Annotated in this window: 17 protein-coding genes; 7 read left to right on the top strand and 10 right to left on the bottom strand. The window is 71.8% G+C overall.

What is annotated here, in order from left to right; translation table 11 throughout:
• Positions 1 to 86: 86 nt before the first annotated feature.
• From ACFFR3_RS09120 to ACFFR3_RS09110, 3 genes are read left to right on the top strand one after another with little or no spacing between them, the layout of a single operon-like run.
• Positions 87 to 947: an NAD-dependent epimerase/dehydratase family protein gene (locus ACFFR3_RS09120; RefSeq protein WP_379482926.1), complete on the top strand. Its 861-nt coding sequence runs from the start codon at positions 87 to 89 to the stop codon at positions 945 to 947.
• The gene (locus tag ACFFR3_RS09115; protein WP_379482925.1) at positions 944 to 1,945 is read left to right on the top strand and encodes a DMT family transporter; all 1,002 of its coding nucleotides are present in this window, start codon (positions 944 to 946) and stop codon (positions 1,943 to 1,945) included. Before ACFFR3_RS09120 ends, ACFFR3_RS09115 begins: the two co-directional genes overlap by 4 nt.
• Positions 1,906 to 3,267 carry an amidohydrolase family protein gene (locus ACFFR3_RS09110; protein ID WP_379482924.1) on the top strand — a complete coding sequence of 454 codons (1,362 nt, stop codon included), beginning with the start codon at positions 1,906 to 1,908 and terminating at the stop codon, positions 3,265 to 3,267. Before ACFFR3_RS09115 ends, ACFFR3_RS09110 begins: the two co-directional genes overlap by 40 nt.
• Here ACFFR3_RS09110 and ACFFR3_RS09105 read toward each other — a convergent pair.
• Entirely contained in the window at positions 3,242 to 3,982 is a 741-nt protein-coding gene (locus ACFFR3_RS09105; protein WP_379482923.1) for a GNAT family N-acetyltransferase, read from the bottom strand. The genes ACFFR3_RS09110 and ACFFR3_RS09105 overlap by 26 nt on opposite strands.
• Positions 3,983 to 4,030: 48 nt before the next feature.
• Positions 4,031 to 4,504: a hypothetical protein gene (locus tag ACFFR3_RS09100; RefSeq protein WP_345407822.1), complete on the bottom strand. Its 474-nt coding sequence runs from the start codon at positions 4,502 to 4,504 to the stop codon at positions 4,031 to 4,033.
• A 67-nt stretch (positions 4,505 to 4,571) separates the two neighbouring features.
• On the opposite strand from ACFFR3_RS09100, the gene ACFFR3_RS09095 reads away from it, so the two are divergent.
• Entirely contained in the window at positions 4,572 to 5,192 is a 621-nt protein-coding gene (locus tag ACFFR3_RS09095; RefSeq protein ID WP_364379332.1) for a TetR/AcrR family transcriptional regulator, read from the top strand.
• 3 nt (positions 5,193 to 5,195) lie between these two features.
• Here ACFFR3_RS09095 and ACFFR3_RS09090 read toward each other — a convergent pair whose 3' ends face one another.
• Both ACFFR3_RS09090 and ACFFR3_RS09085 read right to left on the bottom strand, forming a co-directional pair.
• Positions 5,196 to 5,831: a transcriptional regulator gene (locus ACFFR3_RS09090; protein WP_345407818.1), complete on the bottom strand. Its 636-nt coding sequence runs from the start codon at positions 5,829 to 5,831 to the stop codon at positions 5,196 to 5,198.
• Entirely contained in the window at positions 5,828 to 6,196 is a 369-nt protein-coding gene (locus tag ACFFR3_RS09085) for a DNA-binding protein (protein ID WP_345407816.1), read from the bottom strand. The genes ACFFR3_RS09090 and ACFFR3_RS09085 overlap by 4 nt, the downstream gene beginning before the upstream one ends.
• Positions 6,197 to 6,252: 56 nt before the next feature.
• On the opposite strand from ACFFR3_RS09085, the gene ACFFR3_RS09080 reads away from it, so the two are divergent.
• Positions 6,253 to 7,320, top strand: coding sequence for a PEP/pyruvate-binding domain-containing protein (locus ACFFR3_RS09080; RefSeq protein ID WP_364379338.1), 1,068 nt, complete (start codon positions 6,253 to 6,255; stop codon positions 7,318 to 7,320).
• Here the strand turns inward: ACFFR3_RS09080 and ACFFR3_RS09075 are convergent.
• From ACFFR3_RS09075 to ACFFR3_RS09060, 4 genes are all read right to left on the bottom strand, one after another.
• Complete coding sequence (locus ACFFR3_RS09075) at positions 7,313 to 7,636, bottom strand: WHG domain-containing protein (RefSeq protein WP_345407814.1); 324 nt, start codon at positions 7,634 to 7,636, stop codon at positions 7,313 to 7,315. The two genes, ACFFR3_RS09080 and ACFFR3_RS09075, sit on opposite strands and share 8 nt — an antisense overlap.
• 34 nt (positions 7,637 to 7,670) lie before the next feature.
• Positions 7,671 to 8,171 carry a hypothetical protein gene (locus tag ACFFR3_RS09070; RefSeq protein ID WP_379482922.1) on the bottom strand — a complete coding sequence of 167 codons (501 nt, stop codon included), beginning with the start codon at positions 8,169 to 8,171 and terminating at the stop codon, positions 7,671 to 7,673.
• A gap of 317 nt (positions 8,172 to 8,488) precedes the next feature.
• Positions 8,489 to 8,986 carry a MarR family winged helix-turn-helix transcriptional regulator gene (locus tag ACFFR3_RS09065; protein ID WP_345407810.1) on the bottom strand — a complete coding sequence of 166 codons (498 nt, stop codon included), beginning with the start codon at positions 8,984 to 8,986 and terminating at the stop codon, positions 8,489 to 8,491.
• A 54-nt stretch (positions 8,987 to 9,040) separates the two neighbouring features.
• Positions 9,041 to 9,478: a nuclear transport factor 2 family protein gene (locus tag ACFFR3_RS09060; RefSeq protein ID WP_364379344.1), complete on the bottom strand. Its 438-nt coding sequence runs from the start codon at positions 9,476 to 9,478 to the stop codon at positions 9,041 to 9,043.
• Between the two features lie 75 nt (positions 9,479 to 9,553).
• Between ACFFR3_RS09060 and ACFFR3_RS09055 the strand changes: the two genes are divergently transcribed.
• Positions 9,554 to 10,435, top strand: a complete 882-nt coding sequence (locus ACFFR3_RS09055; RefSeq protein ID WP_379482921.1) for a LysR family transcriptional regulator — start codon at positions 9,554 to 9,556, stop codon at positions 10,433 to 10,435.
• Here the strand turns inward: ACFFR3_RS09055 and ACFFR3_RS09050 are convergent.
• Together ACFFR3_RS09050 and ACFFR3_RS09045 are read right to left on the bottom strand one after the other, a co-directional pair.
• Positions 10,432 to 11,292, bottom strand: a complete 861-nt coding sequence (locus ACFFR3_RS09050) for an NmrA family NAD(P)-binding protein (RefSeq protein ID WP_379482920.1) — start codon at positions 11,290 to 11,292, stop codon at positions 10,432 to 10,434. The genes ACFFR3_RS09055 and ACFFR3_RS09050 overlap by 4 nt on opposite strands.
• A 56-nt stretch (positions 11,293 to 11,348) precedes the next feature.
• Positions 11,349 to 12,080 carry an SDR family oxidoreductase gene (locus ACFFR3_RS09045; RefSeq protein ID WP_379482919.1) on the bottom strand — a complete coding sequence of 244 codons (732 nt, stop codon included), beginning with the start codon at positions 12,078 to 12,080 and terminating at the stop codon, positions 11,349 to 11,351.
• A gap of 172 nt (positions 12,081 to 12,252) precedes the next feature.
• Here ACFFR3_RS09045 and ACFFR3_RS09040 point away from each other — a divergent pair, with 172 nt between their 5' ends.
• Positions 12,253 to 14,289 carry a right-handed parallel beta-helix repeat-containing protein gene (locus ACFFR3_RS09040; protein ID WP_379482918.1) on the top strand — a complete coding sequence of 679 codons (2,037 nt, stop codon included), beginning with the start codon at positions 12,253 to 12,255 and terminating at the stop codon, positions 14,287 to 14,289.
• The last annotated feature ends 558 nt before the right edge of the window (positions 14,290 to 14,847 follow it).

Genomic DNA, 14,847 nt, shown 5'->3' with positions numbered 1-14,847 from the left:
GATAACAGCATCGAAATTCTTCGTTGGACACGATATGTGAGCGTCGGTGAAAGTGGCCAGGACGGCACTTCCACGAAGGACGATTCATGCGCGTATTTCTCACCGGCGGCACCGGCTACATCGGCACGGCGGTTCTCGGCCGGCTCATCAGCGAAGGCCACCAGGTCACCGCGTTGGTCCGCGACCCGGGCAAGGCGGAGGCCGTACGGGCGAAAGGGGCGGACCCCGTCATCGGCGACCTGGCCGACGGCGCGACCGTGCACCGGCTCGCCGGCGCCGCCGACGGCGTCATCCACCTGGCCTCACCGGGTGACGGCAGCAGTGCGCGGATCGACGACACGGCGGCCACGCACATCATCGCCGCCCTGAAAGGCAGCGACCGGCCGTACGTCCACACCACCGGCGTCTGGGTGCACGGGAGCGGCGCCGCCATCACCGAGACGAGCCCGATGAACCCGCCGCGCCTGACGGCCTGGCGGGTGCCGATCGCGGAGCGGGTGCTGTCCGCGCCGGGCGTGCGGAGCGTGGTGGTGGCTCCCGCCGTGGTCCACGGTCACGGCGGCGGGCTGCTCGATGTCGTGGCCGCGGGGCCGAGGACCGGCGGGGCACTGACCATGATCGGGCACGGTGACCAGCATTGGAGCACCGTGCACGTGGACGACCTCGCCGCCCTTTACGTGCGGGCACTGGAAAAGGCGCCGGCGGGCTCGTACTTCATCGGGGCGAGCGGCGCGAACCCCACCGTCCGCGAGATCACCGAGGCGGTGAGCCGGGCGATCGGCCTGTCCGGCCGGGTCGCGCCCGAGCCGGTGGTCCAGACGCTGGAGCGGCTCGGGCTGCTCGGCGAGGCCCTGCTGCTCGACCAGCAGGCCACCGGGGACGCCGCACGGCGCACCCTCGGCTGGGCACCGGAACACCCCACGATCCTCGAGGACATCGCGCCATGACGCGGCCATGGATGCGTTCGCCCGCCCTGCCCGTGCTGGTGGCCGTCGCGGCCGGAGCGGTCGTCCCGGTGCAGTCCCGGGTGAACGCCGAGCTGTCCCACCGGCTCGGTGACGCGGTCGGCGCCGCCGCCATCAGCTTCACCGGCGGCGCGATCATCATGACCGTGCTCGCGCTCTGCCTGCCGCGGCTGCGCCAGGCGCTGATGAGCCTGCCGCGCGTCACGCGGGAGCGCCGCCTGCCGCGCCGCTACCTGCTGGCGGGGATGCTGGGCGGGACGTTCACGCTGGCCCAGTCGACGACCGCGCTGATCACGGGCATCGCGGTGTTCACGGTGTCGGCCATCGCGGGACAGACCCTCGGCGGGCTGATCGTCGACGCCCGGGGCGTCGGCGGCGTGCTCCGGCAGCGGCCCGGCGTCCATCGTCTGGCGGGTGCGGCGCTCACCCTGGTGGCCGCCGTCGTCTCCGCGCTGCCGGGGCTCTCCGGCGCCCCGGCCACGGTGCTGCTTCCCGCGCTGCTCGCCGTGGCCGCCGGCCTGCTGCTGGGCCTGCAACAGGCCATGAACGGCGCCACCGGGGCGGCGGTGGCCTCGCCGCTCGCCGCCACCTGGGTGAACTTCGCCGTCGGCGCGGTCTTCCTCGGCCTCGCCTGGACCGTGAAGACCCTGGCCTTCGGCCTCGGCGGCCACCCGTTGCCCACGCAGTGGTGGGCCTACCTCGGGGGCGCGTGCGGCGTCGTCTTCATCGCGACGTCCGCCCTGCTCGTCCGCAGGATCGGCGTGCTGCTCCTGGGTATGGCGTCCATCGCGGGACAACTGCTGAGCTCCATCGTCCTGGACGCCGTCCTGCCCTCGGGCGACCACGCGCCGGGAGCGTTCACCGTCGTCGGCGCGGTCCTCACCTTCGCGGCCGTCTGGATCGCCGCCCATCGCAAGCAGGAAAGAAAGGAAGAACCACAGTGCCCCACGACCGCATCCTCATCAAGGGCGCGTATCTGATGACCCAGGACGAGCGGCTCGGCGACCTCGCCGGGGACGTCCTCATCGCCGATGGAACGATCCAGGAGATCGGCCCTGACCTCCAGGACGGGCAGGCCCGCGTGATCGACGGCTCCGGCACCGTCGTGCTGCCCGGCTTCATCGACACCCACCGGCACAACTGGCAGGGAGCGCTGCGCGGCCTGGGCCCCGCCTGGACCTACGAGGAGTACCGCAGCCGCGTCCAGATCGGGCTCGGCCAGTACTTCGAGCCCCGCGACGTGCACATCGGCAATCTGGCGGCCGACCTGCTGTCCATCGACGCCGGGGTGACCACGGTGCGCGACGAGTCGCACATCAGCAACAGCCCCGAGCACACCGACGCCGCGATCGCCGCGCACTGGGAGTCGGGCATCCGCGCGGTGTTCGACCACGGGTGGCCGTCCACGGAGGCCGAGGCATGGCAGTTCGGCAGCGACCGTACGCACCCGGACGACATCCGGCGCGTACGCCGCGACGTGCTCACCGACGACACCGCCCGCGTCACGCTGAACGCGATGCTCCGCGGCCCGGAACTGTCCACCCCCGAGGTGGCCGAGCACGACATCCGGCTCGCCAGGGAGCTCGGGCTGCGCATCAGCATGCACGTGGGCCTGGGGGAGTGGGGCGCGAAGCAGCAGGCGATCGGCAGGCTCGCCGGCTCCGGGCTGCTGGGCTCCGACATGACGTTCATCCATTGCTGCACCTCCACCGACGAGGAGCTCAGGATGATCGCCGCCCACGGAGCCACGGCGTCCGTGGCGTCCGCGCTGGAGGTCTTCATGCCGGGGCTCGGCCAGCCGGCCACCAACCGCCTGCTCGCCGCCGGCGTACGCCCGAGCCTGAGCGTGGACACCGAGACGATCGTCAGCGGCGACATGTTCGGCGTCATGCGGGCCGCGCTCGCCTACCAGCAGCTCGTCGTCGCCGGGGCGGCCGGCCCGATGGACCGCGCCCCGGGACTGCCCACCTTCGACGCGGCCGACCTGCTCTCCTTCGCCACCATCGAAGGCGCGCGGGCCTGCGGCATCGACGACCGTACGGGCAGCCTGACGCCGGGGAAGGAGGCGGATCTGATCATGATCAGGATCGACCACGCGAACCTGCTGCCCGCCACCGACCCCGCGGCCGCGATCGTCGCGAACGGTCACGCGGGCAACGTGGACACCGTGGTCGTGGCCGGTCGCGCCCTGAAGGAGGGCGGCGTGCTCAAGGGCGGGGAGACGGTGTTCGAGCAGGCGGCGGCCTCCCGCGACCGGCTGTTCCGCGCCGCCGGCCTCAGCCGGTCCGGGGCGGCGGGCTGAACAGGCGGTATTCCCCTACCTCGACGAACCCCATCCGCCGATAGACGGGGGCGCCCATGCCGCTGGCCTGGAGCGTGCCGATGGCCAGGCCGCGTTCGCGTCCTGCCTGGAGGGCGGCGGCGGTGAGCGCCGCGCCGATGCCCCGGCGGCGGTACGGCTCCGCGGTCGCGACGACGTAGACGCCGGCCACCCCGTGCGCGTCGTACAGCAGGGCGGTGCCCACCGCCCTGCCGTCGATCCGTCCGACGAGGCGGACGATGCGTGCGTCGTCCGTCCGCGCCGACTCGTTGCGGACGGCCTCGTCGATCAGGTCGCCGGTGACGCCGAAGGACGGGCCGTAGGCGTTCACCCACTCCTCCAGCGCGTCCACGGGCGCGATCTCCAGGCCGGCGGGCTGCTCGACGGGGGCGAGTCGGTCAAGGTCGACGGCCATGATCGGCATCGCCCCCGCGAGTTCGGCTCCGTGGCGGACGAGCTCGTCGGCGATGCCGCCGGCGCTGTCCGGTCCGACCCACCACAGCCACGGGACGTCGCCCATGGCCTCGGCGGCCTGCCTCACCCGCCCGGGGTCCTGGGCTCGGAGCACCCCGTTGAGCTGGGAGTGGGCGATGTCGCTGCGGTAGTACGCGAGGGCACCGCCGGAGCGGGCCGCCGCGCCCCAGCCGAGCCAGTAGTCGCGGCAGTTGGCCAGGTGCGGTTCGAGGTCCGGCGTCAATGTTCCTCCTCCACCGATGCGTCCGGTGTGGCTGCTTGACCAGGTGATTCAGCGTATGCGGTCGAGCAGGGAGCTCCCGCCCTCCGGGGCGAAGGGGGCGCCGGTGGTGCGGGCGCGCAGGCCCAGGGCGAGGGCTTCGCCGAGGAGGCTGACACCGATGGACAACGTCATCGGGCGCAGCTCTTCCGACGTGGTCAGCGCGCCGAGGCCGGCGTTGACGGCGGCCGAGGCGGCCCAGACGAGCAGGGTCCAGACGGTGTAGCGCTGCCAGAGGTGGCCGTCGCGGACGAACAGGCGTGGGGTCAGGCCGCGCAGCGCGCCCAGCAGCAGTCCCACGACGGCGCCGGCCAGCACCCAGGCGAGGTCGGCGCCGACCGGATGCACGTCCTTGACCAGGCCGTACGCGCCGATGCCGACGAGCACCACGGGTGGGCCGAACAGGTCGCGGGCCCGCAGGGGCTCTCCTTTGAAGCGGCGGATCACCACGACGACGACCAGGGCGAGCGCGATGAACGCGAACATGACACCTCCGTTTTGTAGCACGAGCATGCTAAATAAGAACGTAGCATGAGCGTGCTATAAAGGCAGGGTGCCGAAGATCGTGGATGCGGGGGAGCGGCGGCGGGCGGTCGCCGAGGCGGTGTTCCGTGTGGTCGGCCGTGACGGCCTGGAGCAGGCGTCGCTGCGCAACGTCGCCGCCGAGGCCGGGCTGGCCATCGGATCGGTGCGGCACTACTTCGACGGGCACGACGAGCTGATGGTGTTCGCGATGCGGGAGATGTCCGCGCGCGTGATCGGCCGGCTGGACGCCCACGCCGAACGCCTCATGGACCCGTCGGCGCCGCCCACCCCCGACGAGCAGCGCGAGATCGCCGTCCGCATGCTGGCCGAGCTGCTGCCCCTGGACGACGAGCGGCGTACCGAGGTCATCGTCTGGTTGTCCTTCGTCGCCGCCGCGCGCACCAGGCCCGGCCTGCGCGCGCACGCCGACGAGTTGTACGACGGCCTGCTCGCGCTCACCACCCGCATCCTCGAGGGCGCCCGCCGGTCGGGGCGGCTGCGCCAGGACCGCGACGTCACCCTGGAGGCGCGCCGCCTGTGCGCGCTGCTCGACGGGCTGGCGATGCAGGCCGCGTTCCACCCCGGCAGGCTGGACGCCGACACCATCCTCGGCGTCCTGCGCACGCACCTGGCCGCGCTCGCGCCCTGAAAGTCAGATCTCCGTGCGCCGGTCGACGCCGAGCGTGGCGATGAGGTCCTCGTGGAGCTGGAACCAGACGCGGTGGCAGGAGTCGACCTCGCTGCCGTCCACCCAGGCGGTGTCCCCTGCTCGCGCGCGGGCCAGGGCCGCGGCGAAGCGGGTGTCGTACCCGCGCAGTCGTGACAGGACGCGCCCGAGCCGGTCGGTCAGTGGCGTGAGCGCGTCCGAGAGGGCGGCGAGTTCGCCGAGGACGCGGGTGTCCCAGGCGGGGTCGGTGTGGTCGTTGGCGGCGAGCCGGTCGCCGGGGGCGGGCCGGAGCTGCCAGTCGGTGCAGGCCTGCTGCAGACGGGCGTTCAGGGGGAGGAACGCTCGATAGGCGTCGCGGACCTCGTCCGTGCCGCCGGCGTCGGCGAGCTCGGCGGCGAGGCGGCGCTCGTTCTCGGCGCGGCCGCGTTCGGTCAGCGACCAGCCTGCGGTGCCGGCGAAGGCGGAGCGGCCGACCCAGCCGTGCGCCTCGGCGTCGTGCAGCAGTTCCTCCGTCTCGGCCGCGTCGAGGTCGTAGCGCCGGGCGAGCTCCGGGGTGCCGGCGAAGCCGAGCACGCGTACGGCGTGCAGGACCAGCAGGTCGGGTACGGAGTCGCGGGTCATGAGACGGTGTCCTGCCGCGCGGTCAGGCGGGTGTAGTGCTGCTGGCAGGCCTGGGGCGAGTTGAAGCCCATCGCGTCCGCCATCTGTGCCCAGGTGAGGCCGGCGCCCCGGGCGATGAACAGCAGGGCGGACTCCAGTCCTTCGGCCTCGGCGCGGGCGGCGGGCAGGAGGGCCAGCGCGCCGAGCACGTCGCCGGGGCCGAGGTCGGCGTGGCGCCAGACGGCGAACTGGACGAGGTCGATCGCCGACGGCGGCACCGGCGCGGGGCGCCAGGGGCGGGGGTCGAGCGCGTCCGCGCCGAGGCGCAGGAGGCGTTCACGGGCCTCCTTCTCGCGGTCGGCTTCCTCTCGTGGGTTGCGTGACATGTCGGTTATGGTCCAACATCAATAAATCGTTGTCAATCTTTTGTTGATGAGGGCAGATGATCGTACCCCTGAGGGCGGCTGTTCCCGAGACGTGCGGAGGCAAGGCCGGGGCGCTCGGTGCGCTGCTGCGGGCGGGGCTGCCGGTGCCGGACGGGTTCGTCGTGCCGTTCGCCGATGCCGGTGCGGATCTGCGGCGGGCGGTCGAGGAGTTCGGTGACGCGCCCGTCGCGGTGCGGTCGTCCGCCTCGGACGAGGACACCGCGCACGCTTCGGCAGCCGGTCAGTATGAGAGCTTTCTCGCCGTACGAGGGCCCGACGCGGTGATCGAGGCCGTACGCGCCTGCCGGGCCTCGCTGTTCACCCCGCGCGCCCTCGACCACCACGGCGACCGCGCCATGGCCGTCCTCATCCAGCGCCACCTGGACGCCGACGTGTCCGGCGTCCTGTTCACCCCCGCGGCCCCGCACGACCCGGCCCGCATCGAGGCGTCATGGGGGCTCGGCCCCAGCGTCGTCGGCGGCACGGTCACCCCCGACACCTACCTCGTCGCCGAATCGGTCACGCGCACGATCGCCCGCAAACGCACCCGCCTCGACCGGCGCGGCGGCGAGCTGGTCACGTCCGACGTGCCGCTCGATGCCCGCGATCGGCCGGCGCTCGATGACGCGACCGCCACAGCGCTCGCCGCTCTGGGCAGGACGATCGCCGCCGTACGCGGCGGCCCGCAGGACGTCGAATGGGCGATCGCCGGCGGCCGCACCTGGATCCTCCAAGCACGCCCGATCACCGCCGCACCCCCGCCGCTCGCGTCGGCCGCGCTGAACGGAATGCCGGGCAGCCACGGCGTAGCGACCGGCACCGCGCGGATCGTCCGCGGCCCGGACGACTTCGCGCGCGTGCGTCCTGGCGACATCCTCATCTGCCCCTTCACCGACCCCGCCTGGACGCCGCTGCTGCGCATCGCCGCCGGCGTCGTCACCGAGACCGGCGGCGTGCTCTCCCACGCCGCGATCGTCGCCCGCGAGCGCGGCATCCCCGCCGTCCTCGGCATCCAGGACGTCACGAACACCCTCCACGACGGCGCCACCATCACCATCGACGGCACCACCGGCACGATCACCTGACGAAGGCGCGCAGGGCGTCGAGCAGGCAGGCGAAGTCGGCGTCCCTGACGTCCTGCGCGTGGTGGTCGAAGCGGCCGGCCGCCTCGCTGGTGGCGAAGCCCAGGACGGCGGTGCTGATGAGGCGTTCCGCGCGGGCGGCCCGCTCGTCGTCCAGGCCCGCCTCGCGCAGGGCGGCGCGGGCCCGGTCGCGGACCTGGCGGGCCTCCTCGGTGACCGCGGGGCGCTGCAGCAGGAGCGGGAACACGCTGGGGTGGCGGGCGGCCGACCGCCGTACGCCGGTGGCCAGGTGCCGCAGGCGGTCCTGAGGAGCGGTCATGCGGATCTTGATGACGGACGGCTCAGGGCTCACCTCACGTCAATGCGCCACCGTGCTGTCGCGCGCCGGGCACGTGGTCGAGGCGCTGACGTCCGACCCGCTGTGCGTGTGCGCCTTCACCCGGCACGTACGCCGCCTGCACCGCGTCCCGCCCTACGGCGACGACCCGTTCGCCTGGCTCGAAGCGGCACTGACCGTATATGAGGCCGGCGGCTTCGACGTGCTCCTGCCCACCCAGGAACAGGTGGCGGTCCTGTCCCGGGCGGCGGACGGGCGGGCCGCCACCGTGGTGCCCCCGTTCGCCGCGCTCGCCCGCGTACAGGACAAACTCTCGGCCGCCGCCACGCTCGCCGAGCTCGGACTGCCCCAGCCCCCGCAGGCGATCATCACGAGCGCCCGCGACCTGGCCGAGTGGGACGTCTTCCCCGCCTACCTCAAACAGCCCATCGGCACCGCCACCAGCGGCGTCATGAAACTGACCGGCCCCGAAGACCTCAAGGACCGGCCCGTCGAGGACGGCCTGGTCGTGCAGCATGAGGTGCCGGGCCCGCTGGCGATGATCCAGACGGTGTTCCGAGGGGGAGCTGCTTACCTTCCACGCCTGCCGCAGAGAGGGCGAAGGCGCGCGGGGCGGAGCCGGTCGCAAGCGCGGCCTCGCCCTGCCCGAGGTCCGCGACCACCTGGTCAAGCTCGGCCGGGCGTTGTGCCGGCACGGCGCGCTGTCGGCGGACACCATCCTCGGCCCCGACGGGCCCGTCTTCATCGACCTCAACCCGCGCCTGGTCGAGCCGGTGAACGCACTGCTGCGCGCTCAGCGGGCCGGCCTGGCGGCGCATCGTGCGGGGGCCCGTGTCATGACGACCGGCGGGCCAGGTCGCCGGTCGCGTCCTGGCCGGCGTCGGTGGTGCGGCGGAGGAAGTCGGCGAGCAGGTCGAGATCGTGGTCGCCGTACTGTTCGCAGATCTCGTCCATCTTCGAGCTCATCCCGCCGTAGAGCTCGAACAGCTCCGCGTTGCGCTCCCGGTTGGCGCGGACGATGACGGCGCGGCGGTCGGACGCCTCCGGGTCGCGGTCGCGGGTGACCCAGCCGGCGCGCTGCAACCGGTCGAGGATGCCGGTGATGGTGGCGGGGTGCAGGCCGGCGCGGCGGGCCAGCGCGGTCGGGCTGAGCGGGCCGTGCCGGTTGATGAGGTCGAGGCAGGACAGATCGACGTCCTTGAGGCCCGCGTGCGCGCCGACCTGGTGATTGAGCAGCGACAGCTGGATGCTCAGGGCGCGCAGCGACTCCTTGATCTCATTCGTCACCCGGCGCCGTGACCGCGCCGGGTCGGCTGCCTCTGAGGACGTCATACGGTGGGCCTCCCGCGCGAACAAATATGACCCACGTATTGTATGTGACTCACATCATGTGGACGCCGAGCCCGGCAGAGGGCTGGAGTCGGCGTACCTGACCTCGTAGACGCGTTCGGCGAACTTCCAGCCCTCAGGGGTGCGCTCGTAGCGGTCGTGGTAGATGGCGTAGTTCAGGTGGGAGCCGCCGTCGCGCAACCGGCCGAACTCCTGGATGTACGACCGCCCGGTCGCGGTGTCACCGTCGATCCTGATGACGCCCGGGTGGACGTTCTGAACGAAGAACTCCCACAGGCCCTGCCCCCACTCGACGCCGGCCCTGATCGCCTCCCGGCCGGCGAACTCCCTGCCGATGTGCGGCCACCGCACCACGCACTCGGGAGTGAACAGGGACTCGACGCGGTCGTAGTCGCGCATCATCACGGCGTCGGTGAGCTCGCCGCGCAGGGCCTCGATCTCGACGCGGTCGGCGATCGCTCGCATGTCGTTCATGGCTCCAGCATCGAAGCCGGCGCCATAGAGAACAACGTAGGCTTCGTGTGGCGATCCATAACATGGGGGTTATCCGTGGAGCTGAGGGACATCGAGATCTTCCTGACGCTCGCAGAAGAGCTGCACTTCGGCCGTACCGCCGAGCGTCTGCACGTCTCGCAGGCCCGCGTCAGCCAGGCCATCGCCCGGCAGGAGCGGCGGCTCGGCGTGGCGCTGTTCGAGCGCACCAGCCGCCGCGTCGCCCTGACCCCGGTCGGACGGCGGCTGCGCGAGGACCTGGCGCAGGCGTACGACCTGCTCCAGCAGGGGCTCGCCCGGGCCGAGGCGGCGGGACGGACGCTGCGTCTGGGGGTGTTCGGCCACGCCGGGTACGAGCTGCGCCCGCTCATCGACGCCTTCCGCGCCCGCCACCCCGACAGCGACGTGCTCTTCAGCGAGGTCACCGGCGCCGACCCGTTCGCCGCACTGCGCGCGGGAGAGGCCGACGCCCACGTGCTGTGGCTGCCGGTCGCCGAACCCGACCTCACCGTCGGCCCCACCGTGCTCACCAGCGGGCGCGTGCTGGCGGTGGCGGCCGGGCATCCGCTCGCCGGACGCCGCGGCGTGTCGCTGGAGGACCTGGCCGGCGAGCGGGTGGCCGACCTCGGCCCGGCGGCCCCGGAGTATTGGCTGGAGTCCATGGTCCCCGCCCGTACGCCGTCGGGCCGCCGCATCCCGCGCGGGCCCGCCGCCCGTACCTTCAACGAGATCCTCACCCTGGTGGCCGCCGGGCACTGCGTGCACCCGCTGGGCGAGCTCGCGGCCCGCTACAACAACCCGCCGGGCGTCGTGTTCGTCCCGATCCACGACGCCCCGATCCTCGAGTTCGCCCTGGTCTGGCTGTCCGTCACCGACAGCCCGGCTGTCCGCGCGCTGGCACGGACCGCCGCCGGCCTCGGGCCCGTCGCGATCGGCTAGGCCGCGCCGCGGAAGGCGGTGGCATGGTCGGCGACCCAGTCGGCGTAGGTGCGCGCGGGGCGGCCGAGGATCTTCGCCACCTCGTCGGTGACGGCCTCGGCCGGTCCGGCGCCTCTGGCGTACCTGGCCAGCAGGGCCGCCACGAACGCCTGCGGGAACCCCCGCTGGACCATGCCCTGCGCGTACGCCTCCGGCGGGATCTCCTGATAGCGCAGCGGCCGGCCGATCACCTCGCCGATGACGGCCGCCATCTCCTCGTGCGACAGCGCCTGCGGGCCGGTGAGCGGCATCTTGCGGAACGCCGGCCCTTCGTCGAGCAGCGCCCGCGCGGCCACCTCCGCCAGGTCCTCCTCGTGGATCAAGGGCTCGGCGAAGGTCGCGTACGGACCCCGCACGACGTCGCCCGCGCGGACCTGCGGAGCCATCGTGTGCAGGGTGTTGACCGCGAAGGACGCGGCGCGCAGGCTCGCCCACTCCATGCCGCTGGCGACGGCGGCGTCCTCGGCCTCCTTGTTCCTGTCGCCCTGGAAGCGGGACGGCTGTGCGGCCAGGTCCTCGTCGACGTTGATCGCGGCGAGAGCCACCACCCGCCCGGCGCCGCGCTCCCTGGCGAGCGCGCACAGCTCGGCCGCCGAGTCTCCGACGGCGCGCGGGTGGAGGAACAGCGATGTGACGCCCTCCATGGCCGCCGCCATCGTGCCCGGCCGCGACGGGTCGCCCACCACGATGTCCACGTTCGCGGGCAGGCCGGACGCCTGCGGGCCGCGGGTGACGGCGCGCACCTTCGCGCCTTCGGCGGCGAGCAGGGCGACGAGGCGGCTTCCGATGGTGCCGGTGGCGCCGGTGACAAGGATCATGACGAGTCCCCTCTCTTGTATGAGTTTCATATTATACGAAACTCATACAAGATGCGTCAGACCATGCCCGCCCGGATCTCGTCGTACAACCGGGTGGGATCCTCCGCCAGCGACCTCTTGACGTGCTTGCTCCATTCGTCGGCGAGCACCTCGGCCGCTCCCGCCTCGATCCCGTCCAGGCCGGCCCGCACGGCCTCGGCCGGGTCGCCCTTCGGCCCGTCGTAACCGGCGCTGAAGTCGGTGTCGACCGCCCCCAGATGCAGCGCGGTCACGAGCGTGCCCGGCAGCTCCAGGCGCACGCCGTTCGTCAGCGCCCACTGGGCGGCCTTGGTGGCGTGGTAGCCGTTCGTGCCCGGGTAGGCGTGCCAGGACTGCGCGGACAGCACGTTCAGGATCGCCCCGCCGCCGTTGGCCGTCAGCGCCGGTGCGAACGCGCGGACGGCGGCCAGCGTGCCCCAGAAGTTCGTCTCCATCTCCGCGCGGATGGCCGCCGGGTCCGTCGTGAGGAAGTACGTGGAGTGGCTGACGCCGGCGTTGTTCACCAGGAGCGTCACGTCGGTCGCCGCGGCGGCCGCGGCCAGGACCTGCGCCTCGTCCGTGACGTCCAGCCGCAACGGCACGACGCCGGGCAGGTCGATCGTCTCCGGGCGCCTGGCGGTGGCGTACACGCGGGCCGCGCCGCGATTCAGAAGCTGCCGGGCGAAGTGGCGGCCCAGCCCGCGGTTGGCGCCGGTCACGAGCGCCACCGCGCCCTCGATGCGGAAACCGTTCAGGTTCTTCGTGGTCATGCGAGCACGCTAAGACCTACCGCTGACGTCAGGGTCAAGTCCTGGGGAGGTTCGGGACAAATCGGTCGGGCGTTCGCAGATGATTCGGCTGACTGCTATTGATCTTGACCGCTACCCTTCACGATCAACAACGTTTCGTAGAACGGGAGCTTTCATGCGACACCCTGTTGTCGTGAGTGCGTTACTCGCCCTGGTGACCGGCGCCGGCCTGCTGGCCGGACCGGCCACCGCCGCGGTGGCCGACGACAGCGCGGCCGGCGGCTGGTACACCGAACTGCCGGACACCATGAAGGTCTGCGACAACGCGACCTGGCAGGACGGACCGGCCGGCGCACCACAGGGCGCCATCGTGGTCCCGGCGGGCGACAACGCCGGCTTCGACTTCGGCCAGAGCGGCAAGACCTACTGGTTCGCCCCGGGCACCCACACCCTCGGCGACGAGCAGTACAGCCAGATCAGCCCCGGGGACGACAGCGTCTTCCTCGGCGCCCCCGGCGCCATCCTGGACGGCCAGAACAAGAACCTCTACGCCTTCTCCGGCGGCGCCTCCAACGTGCGCATCGCCTACCTCGAGGTCCGCAACTTCGGCCGCGGCAAGGACAACAACAACGAGGGCGTCATCAACCACGACGCGAGCAGCGGCTGGGTGATGGAGCACCTCTACGCGCACCACAACGACGGCGCCGCGGTGTTCCTCGGCAACACCAACACGATCCGCAACAGCTGCCTGAAGGACAACGGCCAGTACGGCATCAGCATGTACCGCCCGCAGATCGAGGGCGACGCGGCGATCAAGGACATCGTCGTGCACAACAACGAGATCTCCGGCAACAACCAGGACGACTGGGAGGCCGAGATCGAAGGGTGCGGCTGCTCCGGCGGCGTCAAGTTCTGGGACGTCGAAGGCGCCACCGTCACACAGAACTACGTCCACGACAACCTGGGCGTGGGCCTCTGGGCCGACACCAACAACATCGACTTCCTGTTCGACCGCAACTGGATCGAGCACAACGAGAGCATCGGCATCTGGTACGAGATCAGCTACAACGCCACGATCACCCGCAACGTCTTCAAGCGGAACGCCTGGGTGAGCGGCAACGACAACCAGGGCTCGCCGGCGCCGGCCATCTACATCTCCGAGTCGGGCGGTGACGCGCGCCTCGCGAGCGACACCAGCGGCAGCACCGACCTGAGGATCAGCGACAACTACTTCGAGGACAACTTCTCCGGCATCTCGATCTTCGAGAACGCCAACCGCTTCTGCAACTCCAACGGCAACACCAGCAAGACCTACTGCACGCCGTTCGTCGCTCCGACGGTGATCCCGGAGCCGTACGACTTCGAGTACCCCAACCCGATCAACGACGCCCACCCCTGCTACACCTCGATCGCGAACGAGCCGCAGCGCACCGACTGCCGCTGGCACTCGCGCAACGTGAAGGTGACGGGCAACGAGTTCCGCTTCGACCGCTCGGTCGTGCCCTGCGCCGGCACCTACTGCGGGGTCCAGGCCCTGTACGCCCAGGGCGCCGACAACATGCCGTGGGCGCCGTACACCGTGTCGGAGATCCAGCAGGACATCATGTTCGACGCGGGCAACAGCTTCACCGGCAACACCTACGTCGGCGACTGGAAGTTCGCCAAGGGCTGGGGCGAGACGATCTCCTGGGACGCCTGGCGCTCGGCCCCGTACAACCAGGAGGCCGGCAGCACCTACAACGGCTCGACCGAGGAGCCGCCGGTGCCCAACGCCCTCGACGCCGACACCTCGACCCTCGAAGGCTCGATCGGCCAGTGGTCCGCCTGGTACAGCAGCTCCGTCGAGCGGTCCGCCGACGCCGCCCACGAGGGCGACTACGGTCTGCGCATCGCGGTGACCGAGGCGAACGGCTGGGGCGTCGCCCTCGACAACTGGCCCGGCTTCGAGACCAGGGCCGGCGCCAAGCAGATCAGCTTCTGGGCCCGGCAGGGCACCCCGGGGATCGCCGACGCGACGATCAGCGTGCTGTGGCGCGACTCCGAGCAGGAGCTGATCCGCACCGACGAGATCCCGCTGAGCGGCCTGACGACGAGCTGGAAGGAGTTCACCCAGCAGCTCACCGCCCCGTCGGGCACCGCCGCCGTCTCACTGGAGCTGGGCGGCGACGGCTCCGTCGGCGAGATCCTCGACCTCGACGACATCGTGATCGCCGACGAGGAGAACGCCTAGATAAGTGGGGAACGGGTGCCCACCACCCGTTCCCACCCTCTCCGCCGCATCCAGCGCGACGCTTGAGCGTCTCCAAGGACGTCTCAGGTGTCCGCCTCCGGCTCATGGCGGCGCATCAGAGGGCTTTCGGGCGCGCCCGGCTCGCGGTCTTCGGCCGGTTGCCGGGAGACGAGGTGGGCCCGTCGCCGTGACCCAGCGGTGCTGCGACGCCGTCACGGCTATCCAGCACGGCAGTGGATCGGGGTGGTCGGTGAAGCCGAGATCCCGGCAGAGCGGTTCCGCTTCGCGGGAGGCGGTGAGGTCGACCCGTACGGCGTCGCGTGACCGGAACCAGTCGAGCAGGCCGAGCGTGATCGCCCGGCTGTGCCCGCGCCGCCGGTACGCCAGGTCGGTGACGGCGGACGAGTTCCGAAACATCGCGCCCTGTAGCTTGTCGCGTCAAGGCTTCCGTAAGGACCTTGAACGTCTCAACCCTCACATCCCGTCGATTCCCTCGCGCGGGGGAGGCGCGCTCTGGGCCCATGACAGGACGCTGGTCACGTTACGAGCGTTCGAAAG

The sequence above is a fragment of the Nonomuraea salmonea genome (assembly GCF_042428605.1).
Classification (GTDB): Bacteria; Actinomycetota; Actinomycetes; order Streptosporangiales; family Streptosporangiaceae; genus Nonomuraea; species Nonomuraea salmonea.
This window is presented reverse-complemented; position numbering and strand designations above follow the sequence as displayed.

What these genes read in the sequence shown, in the direction of transcription:
- ACFFR3_RS09120 (WP_379482926.1), top strand. Translation starts at nt 87, where the DNA reads ATGCGCGTATTTCTCACCGGCGGCACCGGCTACATCGGCACGGCGGTT.
- ACFFR3_RS09115 (WP_379482925.1), top strand. Translation starts at nt 944, where the DNA reads ATGACGCGGCCATGGATGCGTTCGCCCGCCCTGCCCGTGCTGGTGGCC.
- ACFFR3_RS09100 (WP_345407822.1), bottom strand. Translation starts at nt 4,504, where the DNA reads ATGTTCGCGTTCATCGCGCTCGCCCTGGTCGTCGTCGTGGTGATCCGC.
- ACFFR3_RS09090 (WP_345407818.1), bottom strand. Translation starts at nt 5,831, where the DNA reads ATGACCCGCGACTCCGTACCCGACCTGCTGGTCCTGCACGCCGTACGC.
- ACFFR3_RS09085 (WP_345407816.1), bottom strand. Translation starts at nt 6,196, where the DNA reads ATGTCACGCAACCCACGAGAGGAAGCCGACCGCGAGAAGGAGGCCCGT.
- ACFFR3_RS09080 (WP_364379338.1), top strand. Translation starts at nt 6,253, where the DNA reads ATGATCGTACCCCTGAGGGCGGCTGTTCCCGAGACGTGCGGAGGCAAG.
- ACFFR3_RS09075 (WP_345407814.1), bottom strand. Translation starts at nt 7,636, where the DNA reads ATGACCGCTCCTCAGGACCGCCTGCGGCACCTGGCCACCGGCGTACGG.
- ACFFR3_RS09070 (WP_379482922.1), bottom strand. Translation starts at nt 8,171, where the DNA reads ATGCTGCACGACCAGGCCGTCCTCGACGGGCCGGTCCTTGAGGTCTTC.
- ACFFR3_RS09065 (WP_345407810.1), bottom strand. Translation starts at nt 8,986, where the DNA reads ATGACGTCCTCAGAGGCAGCCGACCCGGCGCGGTCACGGCGCCGGGTG.
- ACFFR3_RS09060 (WP_364379344.1), bottom strand. Translation starts at nt 9,478, where the DNA reads ATGAACGACATGCGAGCGATCGCCGACCGCGTCGAGATCGAGGCCCTG.
- ACFFR3_RS09050 (WP_379482920.1), bottom strand. Translation starts at nt 11,292, where the DNA reads ATGATCCTTGTCACCGGCGCCACCGGCACCATCGGAAGCCGCCTCGTC.
- ACFFR3_RS09045 (WP_379482919.1), bottom strand. Translation starts at nt 12,080, where the DNA reads ATGACCACGAAGAACCTGAACGGTTTCCGCATCGAGGGCGCGGTGGCG.